General features: G+C 65.9%; 19 protein-coding genes and 1 other RNA gene. 2 read left to right on the top strand and 18 right to left on the bottom strand.

The genetic code is table 11. The annotated features are described in order from the left end of the window. Positions 1 to 149: 149 nt before the first annotated feature. The 5 genes from glmM to pal form a co-directional block, all read right to left on the bottom strand. A complete protein-coding gene (glmM, locus tag AB4097_RS03235) occupies positions 150 to 1,505 on the bottom strand; it encodes a phosphoglucosamine mutase (RefSeq protein ID WP_442037168.1) in 1,356 nt (451 codons plus the stop codon). A 224-nt stretch (positions 1,506 to 1,729) separates the two neighbouring features. After that, positions 1,730 to 3,649: an ATP-dependent zinc metalloprotease FtsH gene (gene ftsH, locus AB4097_RS03230; protein WP_442037167.1), complete on the bottom strand. Its 1,920-nt coding sequence runs from the start codon at positions 3,647 to 3,649 to the stop codon at positions 1,730 to 1,732. 145 nt (positions 3,650 to 3,794) lie between these two features. Then, a complete protein-coding gene (tilS, locus tag AB4097_RS03225) occupies positions 3,795 to 4,820 on the bottom strand; it encodes a tRNA lysidine(34) synthetase TilS (protein ID WP_442037166.1) in 1,026 nt (341 codons plus the stop codon). A gap of 31 nt (positions 4,821 to 4,851) precedes the next feature. Then, positions 4,852 to 5,820, bottom strand: a complete 969-nt coding sequence (ybgF, locus tag AB4097_RS03220; protein ID WP_442037165.1) for a tol-pal system protein YbgF — start codon at positions 5,818 to 5,820, stop codon at positions 4,852 to 4,854. Positions 5,821 to 6,065: 245 nt separating this feature from the next. Then, positions 6,066 to 6,566, bottom strand: coding sequence for a peptidoglycan-associated lipoprotein Pal (gene pal / locus AB4097_RS03215; RefSeq protein ID WP_009763444.1), 501 nt, complete (start codon positions 6,564 to 6,566; stop codon positions 6,066 to 6,068). Positions 6,567 to 6,836: 270 nt separating this feature from the next. On the opposite strand from pal, the gene AB4097_RS03210 reads away from it, so the two are divergent. Both AB4097_RS03210 and AB4097_RS03205 read left to right on the top strand, forming a co-directional pair. Beyond that, a complete protein-coding gene (locus tag AB4097_RS03210; RefSeq protein ID WP_442037164.1) occupies positions 6,837 to 8,348 on the top strand; it encodes a phospholipase D-like domain-containing protein in 1,512 nt (503 codons plus the stop codon). Positions 8,349 to 8,570: 222 nt separating this feature from the next. After that, positions 8,571 to 9,185 (top strand): HdeD family acid-resistance protein, encoded by a 615-nt coding sequence (locus AB4097_RS03205; protein WP_442037163.1) that lies wholly within the window; start codon positions 8,571 to 8,573, stop codon positions 9,183 to 9,185. Between the two features lie 39 nt (positions 9,186 to 9,224). Here the strand turns inward: AB4097_RS03205 and tolB are convergent, their stop codons facing one another. From tolB to ssrS, 13 genes are all read right to left on the bottom strand, one after another. Continuing rightward, a complete protein-coding gene (tolB, locus tag AB4097_RS03200; RefSeq protein ID WP_442037162.1) occupies positions 9,225 to 10,559 on the bottom strand; it encodes a Tol-Pal system beta propeller repeat protein TolB in 1,335 nt (444 codons plus the stop codon). Between the two features lie 29 nt (positions 10,560 to 10,588). Then, complete coding sequence (gene tolA, locus AB4097_RS03195) at positions 10,589 to 11,716, bottom strand: cell envelope integrity protein TolA (RefSeq protein WP_442037161.1); 1,128 nt, start codon at positions 11,714 to 11,716, stop codon at positions 10,589 to 10,591. A 29-nt stretch (positions 11,717 to 11,745) separates the two neighbouring features. Then, positions 11,746 to 12,189 carry an ExbD/TolR family protein gene (locus AB4097_RS03190; protein WP_442037160.1) on the bottom strand — a complete coding sequence of 148 codons (444 nt, stop codon included), beginning with the start codon at positions 12,187 to 12,189 and terminating at the stop codon, positions 11,746 to 11,748. Positions 12,190 to 12,201: 12 nt separating this feature from the next. Further along, positions 12,202 to 12,942 (bottom strand): protein TolQ, encoded by a 741-nt coding sequence (tolQ, locus tag AB4097_RS03185; RefSeq protein ID WP_442037159.1) that lies wholly within the window; start codon positions 12,940 to 12,942, stop codon positions 12,202 to 12,204. Positions 12,943 to 13,243: 301 nt separating this feature from the next. After that, a complete protein-coding gene (gene ybgC, locus AB4097_RS03180; RefSeq protein WP_442037245.1) occupies positions 13,244 to 13,651 on the bottom strand; it encodes a tol-pal system-associated acyl-CoA thioesterase in 408 nt (135 codons plus the stop codon). A gap of 166 nt (positions 13,652 to 13,817) precedes the next feature. Then, positions 13,818 to 14,864: a Holliday junction branch migration DNA helicase RuvB gene (ruvB, locus tag AB4097_RS03175; protein WP_442037158.1), complete on the bottom strand. Its 1,047-nt coding sequence runs from the start codon at positions 14,862 to 14,864 to the stop codon at positions 13,818 to 13,820. Positions 14,865 to 15,188: 324 nt separating this feature from the next. Further along, positions 15,189 to 15,806, bottom strand: a complete 618-nt coding sequence (gene ruvA / locus AB4097_RS03170) for a Holliday junction branch migration protein RuvA (RefSeq protein WP_442037157.1) — start codon at positions 15,804 to 15,806, stop codon at positions 15,189 to 15,191. Between the two features lie 171 nt (positions 15,807 to 15,977). Continuing rightward, entirely contained in the window at positions 15,978 to 16,481 is a 504-nt protein-coding gene (gene ruvC, locus AB4097_RS03165; RefSeq protein ID WP_181051457.1) for a crossover junction endodeoxyribonuclease RuvC, read from the bottom strand. Positions 16,482 to 16,588: 107 nt separating this feature from the next. Further along, the gene (locus AB4097_RS03160; protein WP_442037156.1) at positions 16,589 to 17,335 is read right to left on the bottom strand and encodes a YebC/PmpR family DNA-binding transcriptional regulator; all 747 of its coding nucleotides are present in this window, start codon (positions 17,333 to 17,335) and stop codon (positions 16,589 to 16,591) included. A 144-nt stretch (positions 17,336 to 17,479) separates the two neighbouring features. Further along, the gene (locus AB4097_RS03155) at positions 17,480 to 18,172 is read right to left on the bottom strand and encodes an exopolysaccharide biosynthesis protein (RefSeq protein ID WP_442037155.1); all 693 of its coding nucleotides are present in this window, start codon (positions 18,170 to 18,172) and stop codon (positions 17,480 to 17,482) included. A gap of 208 nt (positions 18,173 to 18,380) precedes the next feature. Continuing rightward, positions 18,381 to 19,202, bottom strand: coding sequence for a TIGR00282 family metallophosphoesterase (locus AB4097_RS03150; RefSeq protein WP_442037154.1), 822 nt, complete (start codon positions 19,200 to 19,202; stop codon positions 18,381 to 18,383). Positions 19,203 to 19,215: 13 nt separating this feature from the next. Next, the gene (locus AB4097_RS03145; RefSeq protein ID WP_442037153.1) at positions 19,216 to 19,797 is read right to left on the bottom strand and encodes a 5-formyltetrahydrofolate cyclo-ligase; all 582 of its coding nucleotides are present in this window, start codon (positions 19,795 to 19,797) and stop codon (positions 19,216 to 19,218) included. Positions 19,798 to 19,801: 4 nt separating this feature from the next. Further along, a non-coding RNA gene (ssrS, locus tag AB4097_RS03140) (6S RNA) lies at positions 19,802 to 19,958 on the bottom strand. Positions 19,959 to 19,978 lie beyond the last annotated feature (20 nt).

The following is a 19,978-nucleotide window of genomic DNA, read 5'->3' as shown; positions in this document are numbered from 1 at the left end:
GTGAGGCTCGGCGTTTCATGCAATCGAGATCACCGGGACAAGCCCGGTGATGACGTCGGTAAAGAACTCCGGAAGATACATGAAATGAAAAAGCCCTGGCGATCATCTCGCCGGGGCTTTTGCTTTGAAACGGAAAAGAGCGTCGTGTCTTAAGCCGCAGCCTTGGATGCCGCCTGGGTGACCGCTTCCACCACGTCGTCCACCACGCGGTTGACGAGGTCGGCGTTGTCGCCCTCGCCCATGACCCGGATGACCGGTTCGGTGCCGGAGGGGCGGATCACGAGGCGGCCGGCATTGCCGAGGGTCTCGCGGCCGGATTCGATGGCCTTGATGACCGAGGCTTCCTGCAGGGGCTTGCCCGACTTGTAGCGCACGTTCTTGAGCACCTGCGGCAGCGGCTCGAAGCAATGGCAGACCTCCGAGACGGGCTTGCCGAGGCTCTTGACCACCGCCAGGAGCTGGAGGGCCGCTACGAGGCCGTCGCCGGTGGTGGTGTAGTCGGACATGATGATGTGGCCCGACTGCTCGCCGCCGAGATTGTAGCCGTTGGCGCGCATGTGCTCGAGCACGTAGCGGTCGCCGACGGCGGTGCGCACGAGGCCGAGGCCCATGCCGTTCAGGTAACGCTCCAGGCCAAGATTGGACATGATCGTCGCCACGATACCGTCCTGCGAGAGGCGGCCGTCCTCCTTCCAGGAGCGGGCGACGACGGCCATGAGCTGGTCGCCATCAACCTTGTGGCCCTTCTCGTCAACGATCAGCACCCGGTCCGCGTCGCCGTCGAGGGCGATGCCCACATCGGCGCGCAGCTCGCGCACCTTGTGGATCAGGGCGTCCGGTGCGGTGGAGCCGACATCGTGGTTGATGTTGAAGCCGTTGGGCTCGACGCCGATGGATACGACCTCGGCGCCCAGCTCCCACAGGGCCTCCGGGGCGACCTTGTAGCCGGCGCCGTTGGCGCAATCGATCACGACGCGCATGCCTTCCAGGTCGATCTGGCGCGGCAGGGTGCGCTTGGCGAACTCGATATAGCGGGCCTGGACGCTCTCGATGCGCTTGGCGCGGCCGAGGGTGGCGGAATCGGCCAGGCGCCGCGTCAGGTCGGAATCGATCAGGGCCTCGATCTGAAGCTCCATCTCGTCGCTGAGCTTGAACCCGTCGGGGCCGAACAGCTTGATGCCGTTGTCCTCGTAGGGGTTGTGGGAGGCGGAGATCATGACGCCCAGGTCGCAGCGCATGGAGCGCGTCAGCATGGCGACCGCAGGCGTCGGGATCGGGCCAAGCAGCAGCACATCCATGCCCACCGAGGTGAACCCGGCCTGGAGGGCCGACTCGATCATGTAGCCGGACAGTCGCGTGTCCTTGCCGATCACGACCCGGTGGCGGTAATCGCCGCGCTGCTGGAACATGAGACCGGCCGCCTGCCCGACCTTGAGGGCCAGATCCGGCGTGATGATCCCGTTGGCGCGGCCCCGAATTCCGTCGGTCCCGAAGTATTTCCGCACGTGCTTTGTCTCCGCATTCCGTAGCGCTAATCCGCGCTTTGGCTTTTTCAAAGCAACCTCCCCGAATTCGGTCAAGGCTCTCAGGCCAATGCGCGTCATCACAAGTGATAAGCGATTGTTACACTCTTAAGCCCGGCCCTTAGGGAGTATTAGATCTCTGAGGTAAATAAAAAAGAACGCCCGCTGGATGCGGGCGCTCTGAATTTTACAGATCCGATGGGCCTTTAGGCCTGCGGCTGGGGCTCCATGCCCCCGTCGCTCTCCCGCGGACGGCCACGGCCGGCGGTAGGCACGGCGGAACCGCGGCTGGGGGTGATGGCCTCGCCGGTGTCGCGCACCGGGGGCTGGCCATCAAGGAGATTGCGGATCTCGTCTCCGGTCAGGGTCTCGTATTCGAGCAGGCCGCGGGCCAGGGCCTCGAGTTCGTGCGCCTTCTCGGTCAGGATGCGGCGGGCGTCGTTGAGCCCGTCCTCGACCAGGCGGCGGACCTCCGAGTCGATCTTCTGGGCGGTAGCCTCCGACACGTTCTGCTGGCGGCCCATCTGCATACCGAGGAACACCTCGTCCTGGTTCTCGCCATAGGCCACGGTGCCGAGTTCGGGCGAGAAGCCCCACTTGGTCACCATCATGCGGGCGAGACGGGTCGCCTGCTCGATGTCCGACTGGGCCCCCGAGGTGACCTTCTCCTTGCCGAAGATCATCTCCTCGGCGATGCGGCCGCCCATCATGATGGCGAGACGCGAGGTCATCTGTTCGTAGGACATGGACAGCTTGTCCCGCTCGGGCAGTTGCATGACCATGCCCAGTGCGCGGCCGCGCGGGATGATGGTGGCCTTGTGGACCGGATCGGTCGCCGGGACGTTAAGCGCCACGACGGCGTGGCCGGCCTCGTGATAGGCGGTCAGGCGCTTCTCGTCGTCGGTCATGACCAGGGTGCGGCGCTCGGCGCCCATCATCACCTTGTCCTTGGCGTCCTCGAACTCCTTCATCGTGACGATGCGCTTGCCGCGGCGGGCGGCGAGCAGGGCAGCCTCGTTGACGAGGTTCATCAGGTCCGCGCCCGAGAAGCCCGGGGTACCGCGGGCAATGACCTTCAGGTCCACGTCGGGCGCCAGCGGCACCTTGCGCACGTGGACGCGCAGGATCTTCTCGCGGCCGACCACGTCCGGGTTCGGGACGACGATCTGGCGGTCGAAGCGGCCTGGACGCAGGAGCGCCGGGTCGAGCACGTCGGGACGGTTGGTGGCCGCGATGATGATCACGCCCTCGTTGGCCTCGAAGCCGTCCATCTCCACCAGGAGCTGGTTGAGGGTCTGCTCGCGCTCGTCGTTGCCGCCGCCCAGGCCGGCGCCGCGATGGCGGCCGACCGCGTCGATCTCGTCGATGAAGATGATGCAGGGGGCGTTCTTCTTCGCCTGCTCGAACATGTCGCGCACGCGGGAGGCGCCGACGCCGACGAACATCTCGACGAAGTCCGAGCCCGAGATGGTGAAGAACGGCACGTTTGCCTCGCCCGCGACCGCACGAGCCGTCAGGGTCTTACCGGTGCCGGGAGGGCCGACGAGCAGCACGCCGCGCGGGATGCGGCCGCCGAGGCGCTGGAACTTCTGCGGGTCGCGCAGGAATTCCACGACCTCCTGCAGGTCTTCCTTGGCCTCGTCGATGCCCGCGACATCGTCGAAGGTGACGCGACCATGCGCTTCCGTCAGGAGCTTCGCCTTGGATTTGCCGAAGCCCATGGCCCGGCCGGCGCCGCTCTGCATCTGGCGCGACAGGAACACCCAGGCGCCGATGAAGAGCGCGATGGGTAGGATGTTCATGAGGACCGCGATGAACCAGGGGGTCGAATCCGATTGCGGACGAGCGGTGATCGAGACGCCCTTCTGCTGCAGCTTCGTCACGAGCATCGGGTCGCTCGGAGCATAGGTCGTGAAGGTGCGGCCGTCCGTATAGGTGCCGCTGATCTCCGGACCGGAGATGACGACGCTGGTGATGCGTCCGGCATCGGCCTCGCTGAGGAGCTGGCTATAGGCGATATCGCTGCCGCCGCCCCGTTGGCCCGGGCTCTGGAAAAGGGTCACGAGCGCCAGCACCAGGAGGAAGATGACGACCCACAAGGCGAAGTTGCGGAAATTTGAATTCATCGGATCAGGTTCTGCCCCAGAGGGAGATGAAGCGCGGGGAGGTCTCCCCGTGCGGTTAAACTCAATGTAGGCATACCGTCTCGCCTTGCCAAGGGAATGCGGCGCCTATACGGCGCGATCCGATAACGTTGGCTAAGAGATTTGACTAACGGCCCCGCTGCCGCGGCGGTTCCGCCCCGATGGACACCCGGCCCGAACGATCCAGCCGCACGAGCGCTCCGGCGATGGTGAGCCTCAACGCCTCCCCTGCCCCGATGGCTTCTCTCAGACGCTCCGTGCAGGCTTCGAGCCTGTTCAGCCGGCTGTTCTCAAGCGCGAGCCCTGCCCGACCAAGGGCCTGCGCCAGGACCCGCAGCGCAATTTCGAAAGGCTCGCTTGCAAGGATGCCCGCCTGGAATGAGAGGCTGTCGCCCGCGTTGGAGGGCTCGGCTCGGTCCAGCGCTTCCCGCGCCTTGCGATCGAGGGCCTCGTCGGCGCGGGCGGCGCGCTCGGCGAAGCGCGCGAGACGCTCGGCGTCGAGCCCTTCCGTCGCCAGCAGCGGCATGAGCCCGCGCCAGCGGACACGGGCATAAAGCGTGTTGGTGTTCGACGGATCCTCGACGAAGCGCCAGCCTTGGCTCCGGCAGAGATCGAGAAGGCGCGCCTTGGGCCATCCGAGAAACGGCCTCACATGAACGATTCCGTGGCGCTCCATTTCCCCGCGCATGCCGGCAAGCCCGGACAGGCCCGAGCCCCGGGCCAGGCGCATCATGATCGTCTCGGCCTGATCGTCGAGGGTGTGGGCCGTGACGAGATGCGACGTCCCTGCCGCCTGGGCGTGGTCGGCAAGGAGCCGATAGCGCGCCGCGCGGGCGGCCTCCTGGATTCCGGTCCGGGGCTTGTCTCCCGTCCAGGCGAGAACTCGGTGCGGCAAGCCCAGGGCGTCGGCCTCCCGGGCGACGAAAGCGGCCTCCTCGGCGGCCTCGGCCCGCAGGCCATGGTCGATGGTGGCGACGAGAACGGGGGGCCGTGAACCCGTGGCGTGCCAGCGGGCGAGCAATTGCATTAGGGCCATCGAGTCGGGCCCACCGGACACGGCCGCGATGATGCCCGAGGCGTGGTTCAAGGAGGCGAAAAGGCGCTCCAGCCCTTCAACCGAGAGCGCATCGTCGGGAGGCGGAGGCGAGGCCATCGTTCGGCCCTGATCGAAAATCGTCAGCGGCTCAGCTGCACTTGATGCGCTTCTGCTCGCGGTCGGATGCCTGACGGACGGGAGCCGAGGCCTGGGGATACTTGCGGTCGAGCTCTGCCAAAACGGCGCAGGCGCGATCCTTGGCGCCGAGCCCGTTCAGGGAGATGCCGAGCCGAAGCAGAGAATCGGGCGCCTTGGGGGCGTCGGGATGCTCGGCCGAGACGTTCAGGAACTGCTCGGCTGCCTCGCGGTAACGGCCGCGCTGGAGATAGGTCTCGCCCAGCCAGAAGGTCGCCTCGGGCACCAGCTTGTCGCGGGGATTGGACTGGAGGAAGCGGCGAAAGCCCATCTCGGCCTGGTCGTACTGCTTCTGCGTGAACGAGGCATAGGCCGCGTCGAAGTCGGAACGCGGATTGCCCACGCTCGTCGCCGCAACGCTCGGGCCGGGACGTTCTGCCAGCGCGCCCTGCGGAAGGGGAGCCAAGCTGCCAGGCCCGCCGCCGTCCATCGGAGCGCCGTCGAGGCCGCCCTGCTCGTCCTGTTCGATCAGTTCCGCGAGCTGCCCGCCGGGCAGCGGCATGGGGCGATTCGCGTCCGCCGTCAGGGGGGCGGACGGCACCGTGGTGCCGAGCGGACGCGGGGCGCCGGGGGCATCCGGCGTCTCGGAGGGATCGAACACGTCGCTCCGCCGCTGCGGCTGAGCCGGGGCCGGCTGGGCGGGGCGCGAGGGCGTCGCCGTCGGCGGCGCGGCGGGGCGCGAACCGCCGCTGCGCTCCTGGAACCGGAACTCCACGTCCTCCTGGAACTTGCGGAGCTGCTCCTTGAGCTGGCGGTTCTCGTACTGGAGCTGCTCCATCTGGCCGGAGAGCTGGCGGAACTGGCTCTCGAGCCGGTTCAGGCGCACGATCGCGTCGGCCGCATCCTGCGCGGCGGCAGGGGAAACCGAGGTCGCGGCCAGAGCGAGAGCAAAGGCGGAAAAGACAAAGAGGCGTCGAAACATGCTGGATACCGTGAGGGTCCTCGAACGAGGAGGCCGATAACACAAAAGCGCCGCCACGGCGAGGACGTGGCGGCGCTTTGCGGGTTCACGAGGGCTTGAACGAGCATCGATCCCAAAAGTGGACACCACTTTTGGGATCGAATCCGATGCTCTCCCTATTGGCTGGCGCATCGTTCGGGCGGAAAACCGGATCCACTTTTCGCTAGCGCGGCCCGCTGGGTCCGCACGATGCGCTAGGTGGGGCCTTATGCCCCGGCCCCGCCGCCGAGCACGGTGACCGCGCGGCGATTCTGCGACCAGCAGGAGATGTCGTTGCAGACCGCCACCGGACGCTCCTTGCCGTAGGACACGGTGCGGAAGCGGTTGCCCGGGATGCCGCGGGAGATCAGGTAGTCGCGGACGACCTGGGCGCGGCGGGCGGAGAGCGAGTAGTTGTACTCGCGGGTGCCGCGCTCGTCCGCATGGCCTTCGAGGATGAAGGTGTATTGCGGGTAGCGCTGCAGCCACTGGGCCTGCTTGTCCAGGGTCGCGACGGCCGTGGGGGTGAGGTCGGTCGAGTCGGTCTCGAAGAACACGCGGTCACCCACGTTGACGACGAAATCCTGGGCGCTGCCCGGGGTGGCGGCACCGCCTGCCCCGAAGCCTCCGGCTCCGTCGGCCATACCATCTTTGTTGGACGAACACGCCGCCGCCCCGAGGGCGAGGACGATAGCAGCGGCGAACTTGACAGCGCGCAGCGTCATCATTGGCAATACTCCTTACACATACGTTTGCCGAACGTTGTGTCTTTCATATCGGGAGGATGGTTAAGGGAGGGTTCCGTCAACCGCGAAGGGACTTTGGGGGATTAAGGTGAATTATGGCCAAGTTGTGGAAGTTGGGGTTAGGGTTAACCAACCGTGAAGGGTTTCGGGTCGCGTGGTTTATTCCTACCCTATGGTCAGGCCCGCAGCATGAAGGTGAAGGCCTATGAAGCTGGGCTGCTGCCGATTGCCTGTTTCGAGCGTTGAGAGGTCATGAACATCGTGACGACCCAGCCTGGAAGCCATGCCCACCCCTATCGCAAAGCCCTGGACGACCTGCGCCTCGAGCGCGCGTTCTCGCGCATCGCCGACAGCGACCTGCGCCAGGGCAACGCCATCGCCCTGCTCCGGGACTCGCGCGAGAACTATCCCGCCTGGCTGGAGGCGATCCGGTCGGCCACGACCGTCATTCATTTCGAGAACTTCATCATCGCCGACGACGACACGGGCCGTGCGTTCGCGGAAGCCCTGATGGAGCGCGCGCGCGCCGGCGTGCGGGTGCGCGTACTCTACGACTGGCTCGGCTCCTCCTTCCGCGCCCTGCCCCATTACTGGCGGCGCCTGCGGGAGGCGGGCGTCGAGGCCCGGGTCTTCAATCCGCCCCGGCTGACCGATCCGTTCTGGATCCGCCGAAACCATCGCAAGCTGATCACTGTCGACGGGCGCATCGCCTTCGTGTCGGGCCTGTGCATCTCCGACAGCTGGGTCGGCAAGAACGGCTCGGAGCCGTGGCGCGACACCGGCCTTTCCCTAAAAGGCCCGGTGGTGGCCGACCTCGACGCGACCTTCGCCGAGAGCTGGGTCCTCGCCGGCATGAGGGCGATCCCGAAATCGGAGCTGCCCCACGCCGACCTGATCCCGCAGGCCGGTTCGGTGGCCGCCCGGGTCATCAGCGGCGAGCCCGGCATGTTCCGGACCTACCGGGTCGACCAGTTCATCGCCGCGACGGCCCAGCGCAACCTCTGGCTCACGGACGCGTATTTCGTCGCCACCACCTCCTATGTGCAGGCCTTGGGCGAAGCGGCGCGCGACGGGGTGGACGTACGCCTCCTCGTTCCCGGGTCGAGCGACGTCCCCGCCCTGCAGCCGGTGGTGCGCGCCGGCTATCGCTCGCTGATCGAGGCCGGCATCAGGGTCTTCGAGTGGAACGGCTCGATGCTCCATGCCAAGACCGCCGTCGTCGACGGCCGCTGGGCGCGCGTCGGCTCCACCAATCTCAACATCGCGAGTTGGGCGACCAACTGGGAGCTCGATGTGGTGGTCGAGGACGTCCACTTCGCCGAAGCCATGGAGGCGATGTACCTGGAGGATCTCGCCAACGCGACCGAGATCGTTCCCGGCTGGCAATCCAGGCGCCGCCAAGCCCGAAACATGCGCTCGCGCCGGGGCCATCGCTTCAAGAAAGGCGGCGTCCGCAGGCTGGCTGCCGGCGCGCTCGCCCTGTCGAGCACGGTCGGCAAGGCGGTTGGCTCGCGCTCGCTCACGGCCACCGAGGCGAGCAGTGTCGCCATCATCGGCGCCGCGCTGCTGGCGCTTGCCATCCTGGTGACGGTCTTTCCCGTTCTGATCGTGTCGCCGATCGTCATCGGCCTCATCTGGCTCGGTGCCGCGCTCCTGATCCGCGCCTTCCGTCTCAAGCGCCGGGTACGCTTGAGACGTCGCAAGCTTGCCTTGCGGCGCAGGCTGACCAAGATCAGACAGGGTGAGACGTCGCCAGGAGAGTAAGAGCCGGAAGAAGAACAAGGAAACCAACGGTCAAGCTTGGCGCTGCTCGAGCAAGCGCATCGTGCGGACCCAGCGGGCCGCGCTAGCGAAAAGTGGATCCGGTTTTCCGCACTGAACGATGCGCTCTTCAAGGAGTGGAGCATCGGATCAGATCCCAAAAGTGCAATCCACTTTTGGGTCCGATGCTCTAGGCTGAATGTCCCTTTTCGAGGAGGACTTCCTATGGCTACAGGCACCACAGGCACTTTCGACACCCTTGACCGAACCCACGCCATGAGCCGGCTTCTGGCGCAGAACTGGTGGGCGCTGGCGCTCCGCGGTGTCTTCGCGATCATTTTCGCACTCATCGCCTTCTTCATGCCCGGAGCCACGCTCCTGTCCCTGGTCTGGGTCTTCGCGGCCTATATGCTGGTCGACGGCGCGTTCGAAATCGTCGCGGGCATCAGGGCAGCGTCCGAACACCAGCGCTGGGGCCTTCTGATCCTCGGAGGCATCCTGAACATCCTGGTCGGCGTCATCGCCTTCATGATGCCGGGACTGACGGTCGTGTTCTTCGTCACCCTGATGGCCGTGTGGTCGCTGATCACCGGCGTCCTTATGATCGTTGCCGCCTTCAAGCTGAACCCGGCCTACGGCCGAGGCTGGCTGATCTTCAGCGGCATCGTGTCGGTACTCTTCGGCGTCTCGCTGCTGGTCGCCCCCTTGATCGGCGCCGTGGTGCTGACCTGGTGGCTGGGAGCCTACGCGCTCGTGTTCGGCATTTCGCTCCTGATGCTCGCCTTCAAGCTCAAGGGCTACAAGGACGAAACCGGCAGCGCGGCGCCGATGCACACTTGAGTAAAAAAGGGCCCCGACGGGCCCCTTTTTCGTGTCTGATCAGTTGCTCTGCCGGCTTTCGCTCAATAGCGGCGACCACGTCGGGTCGGACGCGAAGGACGGGGTCGGCACCGGCTGTTCCACGCGGCCGGTGATGTCGACCATGTAGAGCTTGCCGCCGGCCTGCCCGCCCGGATCACGGAAGAACAGGATGTATTGGCCGTTCGGTGCCCAGGTCGGGCTTTCGTTGTGGAAGCCTTCCGTCAGGATGCGCTCGCCCGAGCCGTCCGGCTTCATGATGCCGATGGCGAAGCCGCCCGCGCGCTGCTTCGTGAAGGCGATGTAGTCGCCGCGCGGCGACCAGGCCGGCTGCGAATAGGAGCCGTCGCCGAAGGAGATGCGGCGCTGGTTCGAGCCGTCCGCGTTCATGGCGTAGATCTGCTGCTTGCCGCCGCGGTCGCTCTCGAACACGATCTGGCTGCCGTCCGGCGAGAAGGACGGCGAGGTGTCGATGGCGGCCGTCGAGGTCAGACGCGTGGTGTTGCGCGAGCCCAGATCCATCATGAAGATGTTGGCATTGCCGCCCTGCTGCAGGCTCAGGACGATCCGCTGCCCGTCCGGCGCGAAACGCGGCGAGGAGGCCATGTCGGGGAAGTTGCCGAGAACCTGACGGGTCCCGGTCTCCAGGTTGATCACCTGGACACGCGGCTGCTGGCCCTCGACCTGAGCCGAGTAGGTGATGTCCTGCGTGGCCGGCGAATAGCGCGGCGTCACCACGGACGTGTCTCCTTGAGTCAGATAGCGCACGTTCGCGCCGTCCTGGTCCATGATCGCGAGCCGCTTGCGGCGGTTCTCCTTCGGGCCCGATTCATCGACGAACACGATGCGCGTGTCGAAGAAGCCGCCGAAGCCCGTCACCTTGGTGTAGACCGCATCCGAAATGATGTGGCCGATGCGGCGCCAGAAATTGGCGTCGGTCACGTATTGCTGGCCGGCGAGCTGCTGGCCCGACTCGATATCCCACAGGCGGAACTCCGCGCGAAGACGCCCCGAAGGATCGCGCGACACGCGGCCCGTCACGAGAGCCTGCGCGCCCGCCATCTTCCAGGCGTCGAAACGCGGCGCGGCGTCGAAGGACGGGCGCTCCGGAAAGCGCGACTTGTCGAGCGGCGCAAAATAGCCCGAGCGCTGCAGGTTGCTGGTGATGATCCCGGACACGCGCTGGCCGAGATCGCCCTCGCCGGAGAAATCGGCCACGGCGATGGGCATGGGCTGGAACTGCCCGCCTGGACCGACGCGGAACGAAAGCTGGGCCTGAGCGGACGGCGCGAGCGCCGCCATGGGCATGACGACGGCGAGCGCGACGAGGAGACGGGAAATGAGGCGAGTGATCATGAGCATTCTATCTCGGAAGGTATAGGCGATCATGAAAGATCGAAGATGACGTCAAGTTCTTTCCAGCCCTCATCGCCCGCATAGTACGGCATGAACTGAGCGGGAACGTGGAAAGGAGCGCAACGGCGCACGGCACGCACGATAGCCTCAGCAGTCGCTCGATCGGATGCAGACGAGCCAGCACTAATGATTTGGGGCGAACCTGCCAGTGAACCGTCCTTGTTCAGCGGAATGCCGATCCGGGGTGGGATCACAGTGCCCGCGGATGCGCTCAAAGGCGGGCTGTAGCAGGGCATGATCTTTTCCTGGAAGAAGCTAATTAGAGCGGTCCTCATGCTCGGACTCAACTTTGAGGCTGAACTGTTGGGTGCACCGAGCGACGCAGCCTTCTGAACCTCCGCCCCGGTCGCCCCGGTGGATTGGCTCTTTTCCTTGCTGTCGAGGAACTGCTTTAGGTCACCCATGTCGAGCTTCTTGGCGAGCTGGGCTTCCTTGCGCGCCTTCGCCTCGGCCTCTTCCTTGGCCTTGGCTTCGGCGAGCTTCTTCTCGGCCTCCGCTTTCGCCTTGGCTTCGGCCTCGGCCTTCGCCTTGGCTTTCGCTTCGGCGATCTTCTTGGCTTCGGCATCCGCCTTGGCTTTCGCCTCCGCTTCGGCCTTCGCCTTGGCCTCGGCCTCGATCTTGGCCTGCTCGGCGGCCTTCGCCTTCTCGATGGCCTCGGCTTCCGCCTTTTCCTGCAGCTTCTTTTCTTCCTCGGCCTTGGCCTGGGCGGCCTTTTCTTCCTGCGAGCGCGTGGGCGGCGCGGGCGGCGGAGGCTGGGCGGCGACCGGCTCTTCCTTCTCGGCGACCTTCATCTCGGCCGGCCGCTTGGGCGGCGCCGGCGCGTCGCGCTTGTCCTCGCCCGGATCCTTCAGCTCGGTCTTGTCGGCCACGCGCTCGGCGCGGGGCTTCGGCTGCACCTCTTTGCCGGTTTTCTCGCCCTTGGTGATCTGCGAGAGCTGGTTGTCGGTAATGATCTCGACCGGGATGCCTTCCTCGGCGGGGGGAAATTCGGTCCCGACCGACAGGCCGATCAGGGCGGCGGCCAACAGCGACGCATGCGTGACGCCCGAGACCCAAAGGCCCGGCTCGGAGGTGTTGAATTTCAGCTTCAACGCCACGTGTGTTTGCCCCTTGTCCTCAATCCCGCTCAGCGCTGATCGACCTCGGTCACGAGGGCGACGCGCTTGTAGCCTGCCGTGGTCACGATCGACATCACCTGCGCGACGCGCCCGTAATCCACTCGTCTGTCCCCGCGCACGAAGACGCGCTCGTCGAAGCCCGACTTCGACACCTCGGCGAGCTTGCCGACGATGGCCTCGTCAACCAGCTCGGTCTCGCCCAGGAACACCTGGCCGTTCGCCTTGATCGAGAGCGTCACGGGCGTCGCGTCGGAATTCAGCGGCGCGGCCTTCGTCTGCGGCAGGTCGAGCGGCACGCCGGCGGTCATCATGGGCGCCGCCACCATGAAGATGATGAGCAGCACCAGCATGACGTCGATGAACGGCGTCATGTTGATCTCGTTGATCGCGCCCGGAGTCCGGCCGCGCCTGCGCCGCCGTCCGCCGCCCGCTGATCCTGCCGTCATGGCCATGCCCGGTCTCCCTTAGGCCGCATTGGCGGGGTGATGCCCCGCATGGCCGATGCGCTCGTCGATCTGGCGCGACAGGATGGCCGAGAACTCGTCGGCGAAGCCCTCGAGCCGGGTCTGGAGCTTGCCGACCTCCGATTGCAGCTTGTTGTAGGCAAGCACCGCCGGAATGGCCGCGAACAGGCCGATGGCGGTGGCGAAGAGCGCCTCCGCGATGCCGGGCGCCACGACCGCAAGGCTGGTGTTCTTGGAGGCCGCGATGGACGTGAAGGAATTCATGATGCCCACGACCGTGCCGAAGAGGCCGATATAGGGACCGGCCGAACCGATGGAGGCCAGCACCGTCAGGCGAGAATTGAGCCGCTCCACCTCGCGCTGGATGGTGACGTCGAGCACCTTGTCGATGCGCTGGGGCAGGCTCTGGAACGAGCGACCAGAGCCCTCGAAGGAGCGCTTCCATTCGCGCATGGCGGCGACGAACACGGCCGCGAGACCCGTAGCCGGGCGGCTCTGGAGGGAGCGGTACAGCTCCTCGAGGGACTGGCCGGACCAGAACACATCCTCGAAGCGGTCCATGGCACGCTTGGAGCGGGAATAAAGCAGGGTCTTGTCGATGATGATGGCCCAGCACCACACGGAGGCCGTGAGCAGGCCCAGCATCACGAGCTTGACGATGAAATGGGCCTGCCAGAACAGGCCGAAGAAGGACAGTTCGTGGGCCACAGGAGCGACCTGGGCCACATCAGCCGGGTTCATAAGTCTCGTCCTCGCTCTTCGAGCAGCCTTGGAAGAACTCCAGGGCCCACCGCAGAATGGTCTAGGAAAATCTGTTCTTGTATTACTGCTCGTTCGCCCTTGAATCTGTCGAAAATAAGGGCACCGGGCAGCAAGGCTCGAGATCGCTCCAGACCGTTACCTGTTAGGCACAGGGTAAGGTTAAGGTCTGGTTTAACTGCGGCCGCGCAGAGGCGAATGACCTGAAATCGATATGGAAATTCCGGCTGACATGCGCGTGAGGCAGGGCTCCTACGCACTGACCATGGGGCAGGACATGGCCCTAGGAATGGACGCTCAACGCCGCCCGCAACTCGTCCGGGATTCGCACGGCTCGCCCTCCCCGGACGGCCGCGACCATCACGTCGGCCTTCACGAGCACCTCGTCGCCCCGGCGCACCTCCTGGGAGAGCGTCATCGACGCGCCGCGCATCTCCTTCGGGCGGGTCACGATGGTGAGTACGTCGTCCATCACGGCGCCGCCGAGGAAGTCGATATTCATCTTGCGGACCACGAAGGCGAGCCCGTCCATGTCTGCATGGAGGTCCGACTGGGCTACCTCGACGGCCCGCAGAAGCTCCGTGCGCCCGCGCTCCATGAAGCGCAGATAGCTCGCGTGATAGACGCGGGCGGAGAAGTCCGTGTCCTCGTAATAGACGCGGAGGGGAAGGACATGCGCGCCGTCCTGCATGAAGCCGGAGAGGTGAGAGCCGACCTGCCCTCTCCCCCCTTGTGGGGGAGCGCCAGCTGTCAGGCTGGGGTGGGGTGGCAGCACCGACGCAGGGTGTGTTTCCACCCCCTCCCGCGCCTCCGGCGCGACCTCTCCCCTCAAGGGGGAGGTGTTTGTATCGCGCTTCTCACTCATCCCCATCCCCGTTGAACAACCCGAACTGCGCCGCCGTCTCGCGGGTCGGCTCCGGGATGCCGAGATGCTTGAAGGCGTGGGGCGTGAGGATGCGGCCGCGCGGGGTGCGCTGCACGAAGCCCTTCTGGATCAGGTAGGGCTCGATGATGTCCTCGATGGCGTCGCGGGGCTCGGAGAGGGCTGCCGCGATAGTCTCGATGCCGACCGGCCCGCCACCGAAGGAACCCGCGATCATGGTCAGGTATTTGCGGTCCATGAGGTCGAGGCCGATCGGGTCCACGTCGAGGAGGCGGAGGGACTTGTCGGCGAGGTCGCGCGACACTGTCTGGACACCCTCGACGATGGCGAAGTCGCGCACGCGGCGAAGAAGGCGCCCGGCGATGCGGGGCGTGCCGCGCGAGCGGCGGGCGATCTCGTTCGCGCCCTCCTCGCTCATGCCCAGCCCCAGCACACGGGCGCCGCGCCGGACGATCAGCTCCAGCTCGTCGACCGTGTAGAATTCGAGCCGGATCGGAATGCCGAACCGGTCGCGCAGCGGCGTGGTGAGCAGGCCCGCCCGGGTGGTTGCACCCACCAGCGTGAATTTCGGCAGCTCGATCTTCACCGAGCGGGCGGCCGGGCCCTCGCCGATGATGAGGTCGAGCTGGTAATCCTCCATGGCCGGGTAGAGAATTTCCTCGACCGCCGGGTTGAGGCGGTGGATCTCGTCGATGAAGAGCACGTCGCGCTCTTCCAGGTTGGTGAGCTGGGCCGCCAGATCGCCCGCCTTGGCGATGACGGGGCCCGAGGTCGAGCGGAAGTTCACCCCGAGCTCGCGGGCGACGATCTGCGCCAGCGTGGTCTTGCCCAGCCCCGGAGGGCCGACAAAGAGCACGTGATCGAGGGCGTCGCCCCGCGCCTTGGCGGCATTAATAAAGATCTGGAGATTGGCCCGCGCGGCCTTCTGGCCCGTGAAATCGTCGAGCGAAAGCGGCCGGATCGACGCATCGACATCGTCCTCGCGCTTTTCAGGGCTGAGCAGGCGGCGGGAATCGGTCAAAGAGGCTTACCTTCCAGGGACTTCATATAGGCGATGACGCTCTAATACGCCATTCTTAACAAGATCAAAACAGGAACAATGCGACCTTTGTCATTCCCGGCTGGAGCGCAGCGGAGGGGAAGGGAAGCGACGATCAAGCGCAAAGCGATGGGGCCCCTTCCCGGCCTGCGGCCGCTGGGGATGGCTCCCACCATGTCATGGTCGGGCTTGTCCCGGCCATCCCGATCCTTTGAAGCGGCGTAGCTTTCCGATCGAGATCACCGGCACAAGGCCGGTGATGACGTGAGGGTGTTATGATCGGTCTGCCGCCGGGGATGACCGGTTTCACCGCGCTAACTCCCGCAACCCCAGCCGGATCAGCGTCTTCGCCTCGGCCTCGTCGCCCGCCTGCTTCATGGCGGCGGCGACGGCGGCGGAGGCCTGGACCTGGGGATAGCCGAGATTGACCAGCGCCGAGATGGCATCGGCGACCGGCGCGGGCGCGCTCCTGTCCTCCACCGCACCGGTGAGGCGGATGAGGGCGGGATCGACGGGTGAGAAGGCCGGGGCCTTGTCCTTGAGTTCGGAGACGATGCGCTGGGCGAGCTTGGGGCCGACGCCGGGTCCGCGGGCCACGGAGGCCTTGTCGCCCGTCGCGATGGCCGTGGCGAGGCTGCCGGGGTCGAGCACCGACAGGATGCCGAGGGCCACCTTGGAGCCCACGCCCTGCACGCTTTGGAGCAGGCGGAACCATTCCCGCTCCGAATCCGACCGGAAGCCGAACAGGCGGATCATGTCCTCACGCACATGGGTCTCGATGGACAGGACCGCCGCCTCGCCGGTGGACGGCAGGTTCTGGAGCGTACGGGAGGAGCAATGGACCACGTAGCCGACCCCGTGCACGTCGAGGATCACGAAATCCTCGCCGTAGGAATCCACCACGCCTTTGAGTTTGCCGATCACGTCAGTCTTTGCTCCTCATGGTCATCCCGGGGCTGCGGAGCAGAACCCGGGACCGTGTGCAGGATAAAACACTGTTTCTCTTGAAAAGGAAGCCTTTGGTCGCGCTTTGTTCTCACCGCGATCCCGGATCTTCGCCTGCGCTCCGTCCAGGATGACACCTTTCAAACGATCTCAGAGGCTCGCCACCAAAGCACGGGCCTTGCGGTGATGAGCGTGGGCGATGGCGATGGCCAGCGCGTCGGCGGCGTCCGCCTTCTTGAACTCGGCCTTGGGCAGCAGGATCCTGACCATGGCCTGGACCTGATCCTTCTCGGCGTGTCCCACGCCCACCACGGTCTTCTTCACCTGGTTGGCGCCGTATTCCGCCACCGGCAGGCCGTGCAGGGCCGGGACCAGCAGGGACATGGCGCGGGCCTGGCCGAGCTTAAGGGTCGCCTGGGCGTCCTTGTTGACGAAGGTTTCCTCGACGGAGACCTCGTCGGGCGTCCAGGTCCGGATCACCTCGGTGAGCCGGTCGTGGAGCTGCTTGAGGCGAAGCGCCAGGTCGAGGTCGCCGTCCGAGGTCACGACCCCGCAGGCCACGTAGGAGAGCTTCGTCCCCTCCACGGTGATGACGCCCCAGCCCGTGTTGCGCAGGCCGGGATCCAAACCGAGGATTCGGACGCGTTCGGTCACTTTCTTTCTCCATCGTCATGGCCGGACTTGATCCCGCCATCCACGCCATCAACGGTTAAGAAGACGTGGATGCCCGGGACACGCCCGGGCATGACGCACAACCAATATCACTCCGCCATCTTCTGCATCAGGGCGTCGGAGAGCTCGAAATTGCCGTAGACGCTCTGGACGTCGTCGTGCTCCTCCAGCGATTCCATGAGCTTCATGAGCTTCTCGCCGGTCTCGTCGTCGACCGCGACCGGAGTCTGGGGCTTCCAGACGAGCTTGGAGGCCTTGGGCTCGCCGAACTTGTCCTCGAGGGCCTTGGTCACCTCGTTGAGGGAGCCCTGGTCGCAATAGATCTCGTGGCCGTTCTCGGAGGAGACCACGTCGTCCGCCCCGGCATCGATGGCGGCTTCCAGCATGGTATCGGCATCCGCCACGTCGGGGCCGAACTCGATATAGCCGACCCGGTCGAACATGAAGGAAACGGCGCCGGTTTCGGCGAGGTTGCCGCCGCTCTTGGTGAAGTAGGAGCGGATGTCGGACGCGGTGCGGTTGCGGTTGTCGGTCATCGCCTCGACGATGATGGCGGCGCCGCCGGGGCCGTAGCCCTCGTAGCGGATCTCGTCGTAGTTCTCCGCGTCGCCGCCGGAGGCCTTGTTGATGGCGCGCTGGATGTTGTCCTTGGGCATGTTCTCGGCGCGGGCGGCGAGGATCGCGGCACGCAGGCGCGGGTTCATGTTGGGGTCGGGCATGCCCATCTTGGCCGCCACGGTGATTTCGCGGGCGAGCTTGGAAAACACCTTGGAGCGCACCGCATCGACCTTGCCCTTGCGGTGCATGATATTCTTGAACTGAGAATGCCCGGCCATCGGGGCCTCCGAAACGTTCGGCCGAGAGCAGCTTGCACTTCAAGCGCCCGTCAGGCCGGAAAAGTTGACGATGGCAGGCTTATAAGGCGGCGAAGGGCTTCAGGCAAAGCCCTCTCGACGAGATCCCGAAAATACCTGCCGGTCTTAGAACCCAAGCCAGGACGGCAGGTTGTGAATGGCGGCCAGGATGAGATGATAGGAGGCGCCCAGGACCGTGGCCGTGTAGGCCAGCCCCGCCAGTCCGATGAGGTACCCGACGATCAGGAGATAGCCGTCCTCCTCCATGATGGCGATGGACGCGATGACGAGTGCGATGGAGGGAGGAAAATTGGTGCCGGGGAACGGAATCAGCACCGATACGGCAACCAGGAAGGCGAAGAACCCGGCCACCCGGTCCCCGAAGGGGCCGAAGAGCGGGAGCAGGCGGGGTTTGCACCAGCTCTCGAGTTTCTGAAGCTTGGGCTCCGCGATGTCGATGAGGCGCTTGAACTTCGCCGTGGAGACCGTCTGCCGCAGGACGAAGCCCGGCAGCCAGGGCCGGGTATGACCCAGCATCATCTGGATGCCGAAGATCAGCACCGGCGTGCCGACGATGCCGGCAATGCCGGGCGGGGCCGGCACGCAGTTGGGCAGGGAGAACAGGATCAGCACGAAGCCGAAGGCCCGCTCGCCGAAGGCCTCGATGATCTCTCGAATCGAGATCGTCTCGCCCTTGGCCTCGTCGATCACGGCGCGCAGAACGGCGGAGGCGCTCTGGTGCTCGTGGGCGCGATGGAACTCGCTTTCCTCTTGGTAAGGCGTTCGTTTGGCACTGGCCGGCTCGATCTTGGCGTCCACCTTGTCCTCCGTGGCGCCAAGATGGGGACGATGCCGCACGGGGTAAAGGGCAGCGCTTGCTCATGTGCCCTGATCACGCCTACCACGTCACCACCGGCCTTGTGCCGGTGATCCCGATTGGAGAAGCGCGACACTTCAAGTGATCGGGATGGCCGGGACCGGTCCCCGGATCAAGTCCGGGGACGGCCATGACGTCGGAGAGAGCCCATCAATCCCAGAACCGTGGCCAGGTCTCCTCCAGGTTCGGCCCGAGCCGGACCGCCGCCACGCGCACGGCCAAGCCGGTGCGGTCGTCCGTCTCGACCGCGATGCCGGACAGGGTGCCCTCGTTCAGGCCCGGTTCCAGGCGGGTGCCCGGCGTCTTCTGGATGAAGCGGCGGATCGCCTCCTCCTTTTGCATTCCGAGGACGGAATCGTAATCGCCGCACATGCCCGCGTCGGACATGTAGGCGGTGCCGCCCGCAAGCACCCGGTGATCGGCGGTCGGCACATGGGTGTGGGTCCCGACCACGAGGCTCGCCCGCCCGTCGAGATAATGGCCCATGGCCTCCTTCTCGCTCGTCGCCTCCGCGTGGAAGTCGACGATGACCGCATCGGCCACCTGGCCCAGGGGGCAGGTCTCGAGTTCTCGATCGACGGCCGAGAAAGGATCGTCGAGGGCATCCATGTAGAGACGGCCCATCGCCTGCACCACCAGGACGCGGGCGCCCGAGCGCGTGTCGATGAGGTTGGCGCCCCGTCCCGGCGTGCCCGGCGGGTAGTTCGCCGGGCGGATGAGCCGCGGCTGGCGCTCGATGAACACGAGCGTCTCGCGCTGGTCCCAGGAATGGTTGCCGAGCGTGATGGCGTCGGCGCCGGCAGCGAGGATTTCGTCGCAGATCGTCTCGGTGATGCCGAAGCCGCCGGCGGAGTTCTCCCCGTTGATGACCACGCAATCGAGCCGCCAACGGTCCCGCAGGGACGGCAGTCGCTCGATCACCGCGTTGCGGCCGGGCCGCCCGACGATATCGCCGAGAAAGAGGAGGCGCATGATGAATCCTTGACTAGGATACGGTCCGAATAAGTTCGGCTTCGGTGATGACAACGTCGAGGAGCCGGTCATGGGGCTCGACCGGCACCTCGTCGATCTCCTGAACCGCATAAGCCAGACCGATGGTCAAGACCGGATGCTGCGCTTCGAGCGCCGCGATGGCCCGGTCGAAATGTCCCTTGCCGTAGCCGATGCGCCCTCCCCGCCGGTCGAAGGCGACGAGCGGCACGATGAGCGCCTTGGGAAACACCTCCGGCGCGTTGGGGCCGGGCTCGCGCACGCCGAAGCCGCCTTTGACCAGCACGTCGCCGGGCTGCCATAGGCGCCAGCTCAAATGGGGGTGGAGGATCTGGGAGAGAGCGACATCCTGCCCGCGTTCGATCAGCGCCTCCATGAGAGGGCGCGGATCGACCTCGCTGCGGATCGGCCAATAGCCTCCGACGGGGGTGACGTCGTTCAGATCGGGAAAGCCGAGGGCGCTGGCGACGATGCGCCGGGCGGCCTCGTCGCGGAACTCCCGGTCGAGAGCATCGCGGCGCGCGAGAACCTCGCTGCGCAGGCGCTCTTTCAAGACGGGAGGGGAAGGAGATTGCATAGAGTGCGGAGCCACAGAAACCGTCGGAGAAGCGATCCCGGGAACCTACAAAGTAGGTGGGCGCCGTGTGTCCCGGTCCACGGACCGGGTCAGGGACAGCTCCCTTCAGGATCGATAAGGCCCCGGGGAAAATGAACTCCTAACGCGCCCCGCAGCCCCGCCTTCCCTATGTAGGGACGAG

Origin of the sequence: Microvirga sp. 2MCAF35, assembly GCF_052115545.1 — a bacterium.
Lineage (GTDB): Bacteria > Pseudomonadota > Alphaproteobacteria > Rhizobiales > Beijerinckiaceae > Microvirga.
Note: the sequence above shows the minus strand (reverse complement) of the source record. Positions and strands in the feature narration are given on the sequence as shown.

Bases quoted from the DNA above. Each gene is read 5' to 3' on its own strand.
- ftsH (WP_442037167.1), bottom strand. From the start codon at position 3,649: ATGAATTCAAATTTCCGCAACTTCGCCTTGTGGGTCGTCATCTTCCTC.
- tilS (WP_442037166.1), bottom strand. From the start codon at position 4,820: ATGGCCTCGCCTCCGCCTCCCGACGATGCGCTCTCGGTTGAAGGGCTG.
- ybgF (WP_442037165.1), bottom strand. From the start codon at position 5,820: ATGTTTCGACGCCTCTTTGTCTTTTCCGCCTTTGCTCTCGCTCTGGCC.
- pal (WP_009763444.1), bottom strand. From the start codon at position 6,566: ATGATGACGCTGCGCGCTGTCAAGTTCGCCGCTGCTATCGTCCTCGCC.
- AB4097_RS03210 (WP_442037164.1), top strand. From the start codon at position 6,837: ATGAACATCGTGACGACCCAGCCTGGAAGCCATGCCCACCCCTATCGC.
- AB4097_RS03205 (WP_442037163.1), top strand. From the start codon at position 8,571: ATGGCTACAGGCACCACAGGCACTTTCGACACCCTTGACCGAACCCAC.
- tolB (WP_442037162.1), bottom strand. From the start codon at position 10,559: ATGATCACTCGCCTCATTTCCCGTCTCCTCGTCGCGCTCGCCGTCGTC.
- AB4097_RS03190 (WP_442037160.1), bottom strand. From the start codon at position 12,189: ATGGCCATGACGGCAGGATCAGCGGGCGGCGGACGGCGGCGCAGGCGC.
- tolQ (WP_442037159.1), bottom strand. From the start codon at position 12,942: ATGAACCCGGCTGATGTGGCCCAGGTCGCTCCTGTGGCCCACGAACTG.
- ybgC (WP_442037245.1), bottom strand. From the start codon at position 13,651: ATGCAGGACGGCGCGCATGTCCTTCCCCTCCGCGTCTATTACGAGGAC.
- AB4097_RS03160 (WP_442037156.1), bottom strand. From the start codon at position 17,335: ATGGCCGGGCATTCTCAGTTCAAGAATATCATGCACCGCAAGGGCAAG.
- AB4097_RS03150 (WP_442037154.1), bottom strand. From the start codon at position 19,202: ATGCGCCTCCTCTTTCTCGGCGATATCGTCGGGCGGCCCGGCCGCAAC.
- AB4097_RS03145 (WP_442037153.1), bottom strand. From the start codon at position 19,797: ATGCAATCTCCTTCCCCTCCCGTCTTGAAAGAGCGCCTGCGCAGCGAG.